Genomic DNA, 14,630 nt, shown 5'->3' on the forward strand with positions numbered 1-14,630 from the left:
GACCTTCTCGGTTAAAATCATCAAGTACATTAAATAATCGGTAGCTCCGTCCATTTTGAAGTTGGTCATGCATAAAATCCATAGACCAGCATTGATTAATATTATCTGGTACAGCCAATGCCTCTGGCTTTTCTCTAATTAACCGTTTTTTAGGTTTGATTCTCAGATTCAATTCCAACTCCCGATAGATTCGATACACTCGTTTATGATTCCATTTAAAATGTTTCACATTACGTAAGTACAGAAAACACAGACCAAAACCCCAATTACGTTGAGCGGAGGTCAGACGTAATAGCCAGTCAGCAATTTGTGCATTTTCACCGTTTAACTTGGCTATATAGCGATAACAGGTTTCACTGATGCTAAAAAGTAAGCAGGCTACTCGAATAGGGATGTGATAGTCCATCACCGCCTTTTGCGCCAACTCCCTGCGGCGGGACGGTGTTACCACTTTTTTTCGATGGCTTCTTTCAGAATCTCGGCTTTAAGACGCTCTTCTGCATACATCTTCTTTAATCGGCTATTTTCGGCTTCAAGTTCTTTTAGACGAGACATCATCGATACATCCATGCCACCAAACTTGGCTCGCCATTTATAGAAAGTTGCTGAGCTGATTCCGTGCTCACGACATAAATCAGGAACTAACTGACCTGCATCGGCCTGTTTTAGAATCGATAGTATTTGATTGTCACTAAATTTTGATCTTTTCATGCAGAATCTCCTCCAGCATAGATTATGAGAAAATTCTATTTTTGGCATCAATTATTTTTCGGGGGGATTACCCTAATACCCCATAAGGATTAATTAAGTAGATCCCCCAAATTTAGAACTGACACCCCGAAATGCCAACAATTTAAACTGTAAAATCAAATAAATACATATGACCAAATGAATGTCTTAATGCTATAGTATGTATACTAAGTTACACCCCAAAAATTATAAGTACACATTACGATTGCTGAACAGATTCACAACTCAACTTATAAATATATAATAATTTTAACCAGGTTTTCCCAGTGTGGTTTGTTCATCTTCCCAGACTGTTAACCTTGGTAGTTCTGAGTATTTATCGTTATATTCCTTGATATAACCAGACCATACTTTATGATCATTTCTATAATTCGCATCTCTTAAAGCTCGGACGCATTTCTTCATTTCGGTCCTTAGCTCCTGAATCATTTGTCCAGTAATAATTTGATCTAGTTTGTTTTTAATATTTCCATGCTTAAAAAAACCTTTCCCACGGTGCGCAACTTCGGTTTTTATTCCACGCAGATCTTCTCTCAACTGTTTTAAGGTATCTGTTTTACGTTCAAAATCATCAATAATTCGCATTGAAAACTCTTTGTCGAGTGTTGGATTTTCATGCGTATTCAGAATAAGGAGTTCTCTTGCCATTACGTCTTTAAAAGTACTTTCTATAGCACTGAATTTTCCATGAATCTCAGCAACTGATTTAAAATGGCGAGTGGTTCCCATCATTTGCTCCGTGAATACTGGCAGACACCTATATTTTAGTCAATTTGGTGCAAATTTCAACTCACAAACTTAGATAAAATGGCCATGCGGGCCCGATCTTGTTTTTGCCCTTTAAATTAATAATCTTACCAAACAAAAAACAAGACCGGATAATATAAATACTCACTCGGTAAAAAAATTACTCGATGATATTGTCCGGTTCAGCCCTAACACCAACAGTAATATGGAATACAATTTGTTGCCCTTTAAAGGTCGGCTTTGGATCAAGGTAATATTTTTGACGAAAAACGGCTAAAGTTGGCGAGGTAACGGATAATGCAAAATACTCTTTTAATCCAAACTTTGCCTTTATCAATCCATCAACTCTAAAAAAGTGCTTTTGACCAATATGTTCTCGATTCAAAGTGACATTTTCTTCAGGATAAATAACAGAAATATGTGCGCCAACATCTTCAGGTAACCTAAAATAGTCAGGCTTATCTACATCATAATGGGCACTCAGTATCGGGTGAATTAAATGGATATAATCATCATCAATTTTTAAATAGCAGTAGTCATCACGCTGTTCAAGCAGACCCTCTGTTTTTAAAGTGCCGGCTTTATTGAGCGCTGTTTTGCAAGATAAGTGGATCATATTACACTGCTCAAAATGTTCTTTCATTTAATCTTGCTCGGTCACACGTACATCAAAGGCCAGATATTTTTCATTTTAAACCATAATTTCTTAACGCAAAAGGCAAGACCTGCTCTTTAACGATCCCGAAAGTCCATCAACATAAATAAAAAGGTAACTTCATGAGTTCATTTATACAGTAGTTTCATGAAACAGCGTTCCATATATGTCGAGTTAAATGAAAAAACAAGGCAAATAAAAATTATGAACAATTACAGGATGTTCTTTATCATTTTTAACTAAAAATCAGACCCAATATTGAACCGATTAATGCACCACAAACCATAATGCACTAATATTTATTACATGGGACATGTGGTACAATACGTACTGCAAGGCACTAACCGTAGTAAATAATGGAATCCATAATGCAAAATTGTTCCTGTTATCTGATAGGTGATGATCACTTAATGATTCAATGTGCTGAACTTCTTTTGAAGAAAAAGTACCGCATTTTAGGAGTCATATCAGCACTTGATGCAGCACGAAAACTGGCTGAAGCACATCATATTAAGCACTACACTTCTTTAGATGAGGCAACTGAATCGTTACTCGTCACCGATTTTGATTATTTATTCAGTATTATCAACGGGACTATTGTACCCCCAATAATTATTGAACGAGCACGCCATTTAGCCATTAATTTTCATAATGCGCCTCTGCCCCGATACGCCGGGGTACATGCACTGTCATGGGCTATTTTAAACAACGAACCAGAACACGGTGTCACCTGGCATGTAATGAACGAACGTATTGATGAGGGAAACATACTGAAACAAGCCCGATTTCCTATTGATGCTCAGGAAACCGCCTTAAGCTTGAGTTTAAAATGTTATACCCATGCCTTGTCTTTATTTAACGAACTGATTGAGGAACTACAAAACACATCCATTACGTCAATCCCGCAAGACATCACGCAAAGTAGTTATTACAGTTTTAAGCAAAAGCCACCAGGTAACGGGTGGCTTAGTTGGGAGCAACCCGCATGTGACATCGTGCGTACGGTCCATGCCTTGGATTTAGGTCACAATCATCATAACCGCCTGGCCACACCCAAAATTCAAATTGACAACACCATATATCTTGTGGTGCGAATGCATCAGCTTGGTAGGGGCTCAGAAGATCGTCCAGGAACACTTGTGGCACTTCATCCTCATGCCTGGCATATCAGCACCAAAACGGATCTTGTTAGCTTGGAACAACTGATGCTACTCGATGGAACGTCGTGCAACCTTTCTGATTTAGCGGTAAAGCATCAGCTTAAAAAGGGGATGCATCTTGCCTCGCCTACCCAAACCCAATGCGACCAATTTCAATATTTTAGTGAACACCACGCCCCCAAAGAGTTGTTTTGGGTTCAGGAATTAAGAACGTTCCAACCCACCTATTTGCCTTTTCAACCAAAACACAGCGAGCAGTGCATTGACGATGCATTAATCTCTGTCTCGCAGCTTAGTGTCGATAACACGTTGAAGGCACAATGGACAAAGTTGCCTGAAGATGTTGAAACGATGGATGTGCTCTTAGCAACTTTATTTATTTATTTGTATCGATTGGGAAATAAAGAATCGTGCGCTCTTTGGTTATACGACTCACAAGATGCCATGGTGCCGGATGATCTCACTTTATTTTTTGCATCATTCCTCCCCTGTTCGCTTCTCCTTGATAACAGCTTCACCTATGCTAAAGCCATTCAGCAAATTCATACGATGCGTACAAAGCGTAAAAAAATGGGTACTTTTCTACGTGATGTCTTTTATCGATACCCAGAACTTTCTCAAACAGAACATCATCAGGCCCCTTTGGCCCTTTATGTAGGCACTGAAAAGCAATGCGCCACGCCCAAAAACCTCATAAATGCCTCTGTGCTTATTACGATTTCACCCGATACGAACACCATCACCTGGTGGATTAAAGAATCGATGGTGGATCATAATGAGGCACTTATTTCAGTGATAAAAAATGCTCAACGGCATTTTAATCATCTGATACAGCACTTAAATACTACGCTGCATCATTCCATTGAGACACTTTCATTGATGGATGAGACTGAACGACACCTCATGCTGAATATGGGAATACCTAAATGCTTTGTATATCCTAAAGATAAAACTATTGTCCAAATATTTGAGGCTCAGGCTCAAGCAACTCCAAATCACACAGCGGTCGTGTATGGAGCAAAATCACTAACCTATGAATCGCTGAATCATCAAGCGAATCAATTAGCACGTTGCCTGCAAAATAACGGAGTCATGCCTAATACCTATGCTGCCATTTGTACTACCCAGGAACTGCATTTAATTATCGGTTTATTAGCCATCTTGAAAGCAGGGGCGGCCTACATTCCCATCGATCCTAACTATCCCAAAAAGCATATTTATTCAATACTTAACGACAGTAAACCCAGTCTTTTATTAGCTTCTCATCATCTGAGTCAACGAATTGAAGACGACTGTGCGGAACTGGGTGTTCCTATCGTTCTTTTCGATGAACTGGCATTATTGATGAAACAACAATCCTCAGCCAATTTGGATCTAACAGACATTACTTCTTCAAGCCTCGCCTACATCATGTACACCTCGGGCACCACCGGCAACCCCAAAGGAGTAATGATTCCACACAGAGGCATCACGCGGCTGGTAAAAAACACAAATTACATTGAGTTTAAGGAACACGATAAAGTGGCACAAGCAGCGAGTATTAGCTTTGATGCTGCAACGTTTGAAATATGGGGAGCCCTTTTAAATGGTTCAGAACTTATTGCCGTGCCTCATACTGTCTTACTGGATGCCAACAAATTCAGTTCTTTTTTAGAAAAAAAACGCATTACCATCCTGTGGCTTACATCTGCTTTATTTAATCAACTCTCAGCTCAGGATGCATCCATGTTTCGTCATCTGACTTATCTTCTTGTTGGTGGCGATGTACTGAATAAAGAACGTATTATGAGCGTGATCCAATGCGAACAAGGTACTCCAGAATACGTTTTAAATGGCTATGGACCAACAGAAAACACCACGTTCACAACGACTTACCACATCACAAAACTCGATGAATCACATGAGACCATCCCGATCGGAACCCCCATTGCCAACACAGAGGTTTATATTCTTGATGAGCAACTTCAACCGACCCCAGTAGGTGCTCTTGGAGAGCTGTATATCAGTGGTGATGGATTAGCACACGGCTACTTAAATCGACCTGAATTAAACGAGCAAAAATTTATTCAAAATCCTTTTCAAAGCAGCACTAATTCAGCCCTCTACAAAACAGGAGACAATGTTCGTTGGATGCCTAATGGAACTATTGACTATTTTGGGCGTCAAGACAATCAAGTCAAAATAAGAGGCTTTCGAGTAGAACCTGAGGCCATACAGGCTCATTTACTCCATCACCATGCCATCAGTCAATGTGCGGTGATTACCTCAAACAGTGCCAATAACACCAAGGTATTGGTTGCCTATATGGTCTGTACTGAAGAGGTGAGCGACGAAGAAATTCGTATCTTCTTAAAAAATCAACTTCCTGTATATATGATTCCAAGCTACTTTGTTCGCCTTGATAAAATGCCGTTAACCCCTAATGGCAAAGTGAATTATAAAAAACTGCCCACACCGGATATCACCCAATTCGCTGTAGGGAGTAATTATTGTGCTCCGGTAACTGCCACAGAACACGCATTAGCTGAACTTTGGAGTACGTTACTGGGTATAACAAAAATTGGCGTGGAAGATAGTTTTTTTGATTTAGGAGGTCATTCCTTATTGCTGACTCAATTAATCTTAAAAATTAAGAATTTATATCACATCGATTTACCTCTGCCTGAGTTTCTTGAACACCCAACCATCAAGCACTTAAGCCAATTGATTGAAGGAAATACCGTGTCAACACGTGCCGTGAATCAGCTCATGCTGCGCGACAGGTTTTTACATAGGGAACTATCCCTGACGACCCCGTTATCGCATCCTCAGGATATAAATCAGGTATTACTGACCGGAGCATCAGGATTTCTTGGAGCTCATTTACTCCATACGCTCTATCACCACTCCCAAGCAATAATTTATTGTTTAATTCGTGCCCAAAATGAAGACGAGGCTATAGATCGGCTCAATAAAACCATGGCTAAATACAATTTTGATTTATCCTGTAACGAACGAATTATTCCCTTGGTTGGTGATTTAGCAAGTCCCAATTTAGGACTATCTTCTTCTAATTTATCACAACTATCTAAAACAATTGATGTCATTGTGCATAATGGCGCTTCGGTCAATCATCTTTACCCTTATGAGCAACTAAGAGAAGCCAATGTAAGAAGCACTCGTGACCTCATCGCCTTTGCCGCAAAAAACAAAGCGAAACCCATCCACTTTATTTCTACTCTATCGGCTGTAAGTCATTTTTTGGATGAGTCGCATTCTATCGTGGAAGACTTTATGAGAGTAGACAATGACATCCCTCCCCCTCAAGATGGATACAGTCAAACTAAATGGGTAGCAGAGCAGCTTCTTTCAGAGGCAGCACATCAAGGCTTATTGATTAATATCTATCGCCCGGGATGGATTGTAGGTCACAGTCAATCAGGCGCATTTAACGCTCAAAGCAATCACTTATTCCTATTACTTAAAGGATGCATTCAACTTCAAGTCGCTCCCGACTGGGATCTCATGTTGGATATGTTACCTGTAGATACTATTAGCAATGTTATTGCAAAAAGGATTCTTCTTGGGCCACAAACCAACCGTGTCTTTAATCTGATTAATCCCAACAAACTACCCTGGAGACAATTAATTCATTATATAAACCAACGCGGCTATCCGGTCGCATTAATTGACCCTCAACAGTGGAAGCAAGAACATGTTCAATTCATTAAAGAAGATAACGCGCTGTATAGCCTGTACTCCCTGTACATTAACAGTCAAAATGATGATTGGATGAAGGGGTTAGCCACTATTTCTCGTGCCAATAACTATAATACACATAATGCATTTAATGAGGTAGGGCAAATAATGCCCTCTTTAAATAAAGAACTATTGGATGTTTATTTTAATTATCTGGAAAATGAAGGCTTTATAAAGCCCCCTTTAAGTCATTAATCTGTTTGGGGACAGCCAATGAAATGGAGATCAAACATTGAACATGAACACATCACAAAATGTATATCTTGAATCCCTACTCAAGAATTTAAAAGACGTGGTTATATTTTTGTCATCCGATGGCACTATTGAAGAATTAAGCCCAATAGCAGAAGAGTATTATTCCTGGAACGTAACGAAAATGAAAGGTATCCAATTCTCCTCATTATTATCAGAAGGGAGCCCATTTTCATTTTCAGATTATGTTGCCATGCGTGACAATGGGGCATCTATTGAAACCATTATAAACCACAAAAATCCTAAAGTTTATCTGTCCTGGTCTGTTGTTCCGCTAGCCAATAGTTCGGGTTGGCTTCTTATAGGTCGTGATGTTTCAGACAGCGACAAGCTTGAAGTTGTTCACCATACACTCTATTCCCAATTAGAAAAAATATCAGCTTGTGTTCCCGGTAATTTTTATTGGAAAAACACCGATGCTGAATATTTGGGGTGTAATGATACCTTACTTAAAACCTTAGGACTTACCTCCATCAAAGACATTATTGGTAAAACAGACAAAGACTTATGGCCGGATCAGGCACAAACGCTGAAACAGAATGATCAGCAAGTCATTCAGACAGGAAAAACATTATTTTTAGAAGAAAAAGTAACAATGAACGGCCAAGATCGGTACTTTACAGTCATTAAAATGCCTTTATTAGATGATAGAGGCAACACTATCGGTATTTTAGGTAATTCACTGGAGATTACAGAACTTAAAAATACTCAAGCCGCACTGCAAGTAGCCATAGAAAACGCCGAGGCGGCCAATCGAGTCAAAACGGAATTTATCGCTAATATGGGGCACGATATACGTACCCCGCTGACAGGAATCATTGGGTTTTCACACCATTTAAAAAACCATATTAAGGACATTCAATTCAAAGAGTGCGCCAAACAAATTCATGACAGTGGGGAGCAATTACTAGGGTTGCTTAATTCAGTCCTGGACATGATAACGGCAGATAATCTGAATGAAAATAGTGTAATTAGTGAAGTTTTTGATGTACATCGCCTTATAAACGATGTTCTTGAACTGGAAATTCCAGCAATTGAGGAACATCATTTGGCTATAAAAACACAAATCGATGAACGGATCCCTCATTATCTCATTGGCGATAGGATGAAATTACACCGAATATTGCTTAATTTAGTTGGAAATGCTATCAAATTTACTCCTAAAGGCCAAATTGAAATCAGTGCAACTTTTATTGAACAAGAACATGAAACCATCACCATCCAATTCAAAGTAAGTGATACCGGAATTGGAATCCCGTTGCATCTACACGATAAGGTCTTCGAAAGTTTTTTTAAGATTAGCCCCTCGCATAAAGGAGCCTATACAGGAAATGGCATAGGTTTGCACATTGCTCAGAAATATGCCGAACTGTTAGGTGGTGACTTGAAGCTTGAAAGTACTGAAGGGATTGGAACATCCTTTTTCTTTTCCCTAAAAATGAAATTAGCTAATAAAGACTTAATATGTTCTTCTAAACCTCAAAATACTGCTGTATTGGAAGAGACGCAAACAGTTCATTCTGCCTTAATAGAACCACTGCATGCACAGCAACTTCATGTACTTTTGATTGAAGATAATGAATCAGCATTAAAAGTATTAAAGATGATGATAGAACCCTATAGCACTCACATCCGTACCGCGGGCGATGCAGAAAGCGCGATGTTATTCGTTAAAGAATCCCCGTTTGATTTGATTATTTCCGATATTGGGCTACCCAATATAAATGGCGATGAACTTGCCAGCAATATTCGAGCCTTTGAAAAAGAGCATCAACGCCGACCCTGCTATATTGTCGGGCTAACAGGTCATGCTTTAAATGATATTATGGATGACTGCATAAAAGCAGGAATGAATGAAGTCTATCGAAAACCAATGAATAAAAACTCTTTAAAACAAATCATCAATCATTTTAATATACCTGATTTGCGGCAATTGCAAGGTGAAGAAAAAGAAGCCCGCATACAGCAAAAATCACTTATTGAAGGCGAAATCCCTAAAAATGAAAAAGATTTTTTTGATTTAAACAAATTTCCAATTTTTGATATTTCTGAAGCGTTAAAATTTGTAGGGACGGAAGCTATGCTAACCGAGGTTTTGACGGTAATGAAAGATCAGTCCGTTCCGGATGATTTAAAACTTATGACTCAGGCGTATGCTGAAGCTGATTGGGATAAAGTACAGCAAATAGCCCATAAAATGAAAAGCGGAGCCATTTATGTAGGAGCCGTCCGAATGAAAATGGCATGTCAATATCTTGAGCGTTATCATAAAGTCGGACAAAGAACTTTATTAGAGCCTCTTTATCAGCAAGCATCTGTTGTTATAGATCATACGATGGAAACAATTAGCGATTACTTAAAAGGTTGAACTTCACTTCCATGTTGAAACCCATTCTGTTTAAATGAGGTTAACATCCCACTTTAAATCCTTGTTGGTTACTTAAATTTTCAATACAAATGGTTTATAGTTGAAAGCTTGGTTGAAAAGGGAATTTTAATTATGCTCAAAAGAATCATTTTATTTATTTCTGTCTGCACTTTATTTCTATCGCCTTTTTGTTTTTTGCATCCTGTATATGCAGAGGATGTTGCCAAAACAAATCAATATTGGTGGCCCAATTTGCTGGATCTTAGCCCTCTTCGCCAGCCAAATGCCACTTCTAATCCAATGGGTAAGGATTTTAATTACGCGCAAGCATTCAATAGCCTTGATTTGAATGCATTGATTGATGATCTCAAAAAACTAATGACAACTTCTCAGCCGTGGTGGCCTGCTGACTATGGCAATTATGGTCCTTTATTTATTCGGATGTCATGGCACGCAGCAGGTACTTACCGAATTTATGATGGTCGAGGCGGAGCCAATGGTGGGTTTCAACGATTAGTCCCGCAAAACAGCTGGCCAGACAATGCAAACCTCGATAAAGCCCGACGTTTGTTGTGGCCAATTAAACAAAAATATGGCAATAAAATATCTTGGGCAGATTTGCTTGTACTGACTGGAAATGTTGCCATGGAATCCATGGGCTTCAAAACCCTGGGATTTGCTGGTGGTCGAGAAGATGCATGGGAAGCTCTTAATATAAACTGGGGTTCCGAAGGAAAATGGCTGGAAAGCAATCGCCATACTCCGGATGGTACTCTTCAAAAACCACTCGCGGCTTCAGTTATGGGTTTGATATATGTTAATCCGGAAGGACCAAACGGAGTTCCTGATCCTCTTGCTGCAGCAAAAGATATTCGAGAAACGTTTGGCCGCATGGCTATGAATGATGAAGAAACTGTTGCACTGATAGCTGGTGGACATGCTTTCGGTAAAACTCATGGTGCAGCATCCACCCAAAACCTTGGGCCAGCTCCTGCAGCTGCCGACATTGAACAACAAGGTTTTGGTTGGAAGAACAGCTACGGCACTGGTAACGGCAAAGATGCTATTACGAGTGGCCTGGAAGGAGCCTGGACAGTAACACCAACCAAATGGAGCCATAATTATCTGCAAAATTTGTTTGCATTTAACTGGGTACAAACAAAAAGCCCTGCTGGAGCCACTCAGTGGATTCCTGACAATAAAAATGCGTCTAATATGGTGCCGGATGCTTTTGACACGAATGCACGTCATGCCCCAGTGATGTTAACAACGGATCTGGCGCTTAAATTTGATCCTGTTTACAGCAAAATAGCCAAACGATTTCTGGATAATCCCGATGAATTCAATGAAGCCTTCGCGAGAGCCTGGTTCAAACTAATTCATAGAGACATGGGGCCAAAATCGCGTTATCTTGGCCCGTTAGTCCCCAAAGAAACGATGATTTGGCAAGATCCAGTACCAGCAGTTGATTATAAAATGGTTGATGAAAAGGATATTGATCTGCTGAAAACACAAATCGCTAATTCTGGACTCAATAATGCTGAACTTATAAAGACAGCTTGGGCTTCAGCGTCTACATTCCGTGGTACAGACATGCGGGGAGGTGCCAATGGCGCAAGGATTCGGCTTGAGCCACAGAAAAACTGGGAGGTAAACGAGCCAGCGACTTTAGCTAAGGTTTTAAAAGCCCTCGAAAGCATTCAAGATAATTTTAATAAAACACAAACCGGTGGCAAGAAAGTATCGCTTGCTGACTTGATTGTCCTTGGCGGTAATGTTGCCATTGAACAGGCCGCTAAAAAATCAGGTTACACCATTAAGGTTCCATTTGCTCCTGGACGCACTGATGCTTCACAAGATATGACTGATGTGAATTCTTTTGAAGTGCTCAAACCATCAGCGGATGGTTTTCGTAATTACTTTGATAAAAGTAATCAAAAATCCCCGCCTGAAATGCTCGTCAGCAAGGCAAGCTTGTTGAATTTAAGTGTTCCTGAAATGACTGTTCTGGTTGGAGGATTGCGGGTGCTCAATGCTAATTCGGGGAACAATCAGTATGGAGTCTTTACTGATAAACCTGAAAGCCTAAGCAATGATTTTTTTATCAATTTATTAGACATGAACACCGAGTGGAAAAAGTCCAAAAATGAAGAAGGTGTCTACGAAGGTTTTGATAGGAAAACAGGTCAATTAAAGTGGAAAGCTACTTCAGTAGATCTTATTTTTGGAGCCAATTCCGAGTTAAGAGCTGTTGCAGAATTCTACGCAACAAATGAAGCCAAAGAACAATTCGTAAATGATTTCGTAACGGCATGGGTTAAGATAATGAATGCCGATCGATTTGACCTCAAAAACAAAGTCGCTGCTAATCAAAATAGCAACTGACATAATCTGAATAAGCTAATATCCATGCAGCTCTCGTCTTATTAAGAGAGCTGTATTTTTAATTTTTATATTCTATATTTATTTAAGATACATCAGGTGAACCTTGTATGCTGACTTACTTAAAAAAAGGATGGAATGGAGAGTTAACCTTTTTCCAAATTATTTTTGGGAGGTACTCCAGCTCTTATTTTTTTGATGGAGGAGTTGTATATATCGGTTTTTACATTCTACTGATATGCGCCTTAGTAAACCATCCATGGAATATCAATAACATCTGGCTGTATCCATTATTACTGTATTCGATAGGTTTCTATATATGGCTGTTAAAAGCATTTTGGGGGTCTGCACATCAAACAACTCATTTTTATAGCTTTATATTAATACGTATATTTACTTTTCTCTTGCCCATATTTTCAATTTGTTTATTCTTTTTAATCCTCATCTATTATTTTGTATCTGCGCTATTTGATCTATACAATTAAGCCTATAACGCAAAACCAATTCTGCTGACTATCCTAACTATTTTGCACCCTGTCTCGCCATTTTCCTGCCAAGCTAAAATAGTAAATTTAAGCTAGAATTATAATAATGGTAGGCTTTTGGACATCTTGTTATTTTTATAATAAGTGCTTAAAAGGATGATACTTTATATGTCTCAATTATGAAAAATGATTTATAGAGCATCCTTTATATTATCTGGCGGAGATTGCGGTGTTAATTCAACCCGTTCAACCTGTAAATGTTACCGTTAAAATTGGCGATAATATACACGAATGCCAAATGATCAGCCTATCTGACACCGAGCTGGTTTTAAACTGTAACGATTATTTAGACAAGGACAGCCAGGTATTGTTTATTGCCCGCTATTTTCGTGGAGCGGCGATTATACGTGAAATAGACTTTATAAAATTCAATTTCACGTATAAATTGGAGATCGAAAACATACAATTTCAACCGGGCTTATTAATCAACACCCGGTTATAACTTGGATATAAAGAATTATATTTATAGCCAATAAACAAATAAGAATAAAAACAACCACACAACGTCTACAAAATGCCAATACCAAGCAACACCCTCAAATGCAAAATGCCGCTCTGGAGTAAAATGACCACGTTTGCAGCGTATTAAAATAACAATCAGCATAATGGTACCGAGTGTTACGTGTAAACCGTGAAAGCCTGTAAGCATAAAGAACGTTGTTCCGTAAATACCAGCAGCTAAAGTTAAGTTCATTTCAGTATAGGCTTCATGATATTCATAGGCCTGGAGCAACAGGAATAATATACCCAATGCAATAGTCAGGGACATTCCAACTAATAATTGAGTACGCTTGTTCAATTTTAAAGCCCAATGAGCCCACGTAATGGTAACCCCTGAAGTTAAAAGTATCAGAGTGTTGATTGCGGCAAGGCCCCAAGCACCCATAGCTTCATGGGCACCGGAGTAAATTTGGTTATTCGGGTTATCCAGTAATGGCCATGCTGCTTTAAAATCAGACCACAAGGTATAATGAGTTATCGGGTGTATTTCTCCACCTAAAAGGGGAACAACCCAAAAGCGGGCAAAAAACAGAGCACCAAAAAAAGCCCCAAAGAAGCACACTTCGGAAAAGATAAACCAGCACATTCCCCAACGAAATGATCTATCGACTTGCATGTCGTAAAGACCTTTACCATTTTCATAAATAACCTGACCAAACCAGCCAAACATCATAAAGATAAGGATACACAGTCCCGCAGTGAATATATACGGACCATACCAATCAAGATGAAGCCAGGAAGCAGCTCCTACCAGAGTTGTAGTCAATCCAATCGAGCCCACCAAAGGCCAATGACTAGGCTTGGGGACATAATAAGTACCGTGTGCTCCCATTCTATTTTATTCTCCTGTATCAATAAATCAGGCTGCAAAAGCTGATTTATGGTCTGTTTATAGTGCAAGATTTATATTTAATAACTTTTTCATCGGGAAGATTTAATTTACGGTGATGTTTTATCTGTATTGGAACCAGATAAGATCCCCAGGTTCTAATTCATTACTCTTCCTGACACATCAAACAAGGTATAAGACAAAGTAACCGTCTTAACATTCTCTGGTAACTCTGCATCCAGATGAAATAACAACGGCATGTTCATTGCCTCATGTCCATTCAATGTCTGCTGAGTGAAACAAAAGCATTCCGTTTTTTTCAAATATTTAGCGGCAATTCCTGGAGTTACACTGGGAATTGCTTGAACCGTCATTCTATGATCTGTTTTATTTTCAGCATAAAAAGCCAGTCTGGCTATTTCACCAGGGTGTACCCGTATTTTAGAAATTTTTGGATAAAATTCCCAAGGCACACCGCTATTATTTGTTGCAACAAATTCAACCAATACTTCCCTTTCTTTATTAATTTTTGCTTTGCTCACATCATAAGCAACTGCCTCTGGATTTGTTTTGCCATTGATACCTAAGGTTTTGCATAAGCTATTATAGATAGGTACCAAGGCGAAACCAAAAGCAAACATTCCCAAAACAACAAGAGTTAATATGATGAGTAGTTTTTGTTGCTTTTTTACATTATTCATTA

The 14,630-nt window shown here is 39.0% G+C and carries 8 protein-coding genes and 1 pseudogene; 4 read left to right on the forward strand and 5 right to left on the reverse strand.

Annotated features, from left to right (window positions below):
* From ELY21_RS00005 to ELY21_RS00015, 3 genes and pseudogenes are all read right to left on the reverse strand, one after another.
* Nucleotides 1–711: pseudogene (locus ELY21_RS00005) on the reverse strand (transposase); the annotation flags it as partial.
* A 288-nt stretch (nucleotides 712–999) separates the two neighbouring features.
* On the reverse strand, nucleotides 1,000–1,482 hold the full coding sequence (locus tag ELY21_RS00010) for a hypothetical protein (protein ID WP_127105712.1): 483 nt from the start codon (nucleotides 1,480–1,482) through the stop codon (nucleotides 1,000–1,002).
* A 175-nt stretch (nucleotides 1,483–1,657) separates the two neighbouring features.
* The gene (locus ELY21_RS00015; RefSeq protein WP_127105714.1) at nucleotides 1,658–2,140 is read right to left on the reverse strand and encodes a hypothetical protein; all 483 of its coding nucleotides are present in this window, start codon (nucleotides 2,138–2,140) and stop codon (nucleotides 1,658–1,660) included.
* Between the two features lie 380 nt (nucleotides 2,141–2,520).
* Between ELY21_RS00015 and ELY21_RS00020 the strand changes: the two genes are divergently transcribed.
* From ELY21_RS00020 to ELY21_RS00035, 4 genes are all read left to right on the forward strand, one after another.
* Nucleotides 2,521–7,245: an amino acid adenylation domain-containing protein gene (locus ELY21_RS00020; protein ID WP_158618486.1), complete on the forward strand. Its 4,725-nt coding sequence runs from the start codon at nucleotides 2,521–2,523 to the stop codon at nucleotides 7,243–7,245.
* Nucleotides 7,246–7,288: 43 nt separating this feature from the next.
* Nucleotides 7,289–9,670, forward strand: coding sequence for a PAS domain-containing sensor histidine kinase (locus ELY21_RS00025; RefSeq protein WP_127105718.1), 2,382 nt, complete (start codon nucleotides 7,289–7,291; stop codon nucleotides 9,668–9,670).
* Between the two features lie 132 nt (nucleotides 9,671–9,802).
* Nucleotides 9,803–12,055 (forward strand): catalase/peroxidase HPI, encoded by a 2,253-nt coding sequence (katG, locus tag ELY21_RS00030; RefSeq protein WP_127105720.1) that lies wholly within the window; start codon nucleotides 9,803–9,805, stop codon nucleotides 12,053–12,055.
* A 711-nt stretch (nucleotides 12,056–12,766) separates the two neighbouring features.
* Complete coding sequence (locus ELY21_RS00035) at nucleotides 12,767–13,039, forward strand: hypothetical protein (protein WP_127105722.1); 273 nt, start codon at nucleotides 12,767–12,769, stop codon at nucleotides 13,037–13,039.
* 21 nt (nucleotides 13,040–13,060) lie between these two features.
* On the opposite strand, the gene ELY21_RS00040 is transcribed toward ELY21_RS00035, so the two are convergent.
* Nucleotides 13,061–13,930, reverse strand: a complete 870-nt coding sequence (locus tag ELY21_RS00040; RefSeq protein ID WP_127105724.1) for a cytochrome c oxidase subunit 3 — start codon at nucleotides 13,928–13,930, stop codon at nucleotides 13,061–13,063.
* Nucleotides 13,931–14,085: 155 nt separating this feature from the next.
* The gene (locus ELY21_RS00045; protein WP_127105726.1) at nucleotides 14,086–14,628 is read right to left on the reverse strand and encodes a cytochrome c oxidase assembly protein; all 543 of its coding nucleotides are present in this window, start codon (nucleotides 14,626–14,628) and stop codon (nucleotides 14,086–14,088) included.
* Nucleotides 14,629–14,630: the final 2 nt, after the last annotated feature.

This window comes from Legionella sp. km535, assembly GCF_003990085.1.
Taxonomy (GTDB): Bacteria; Pseudomonadota; Gammaproteobacteria; order Legionellales; family Legionellaceae; genus Legionella; species Legionella moravica.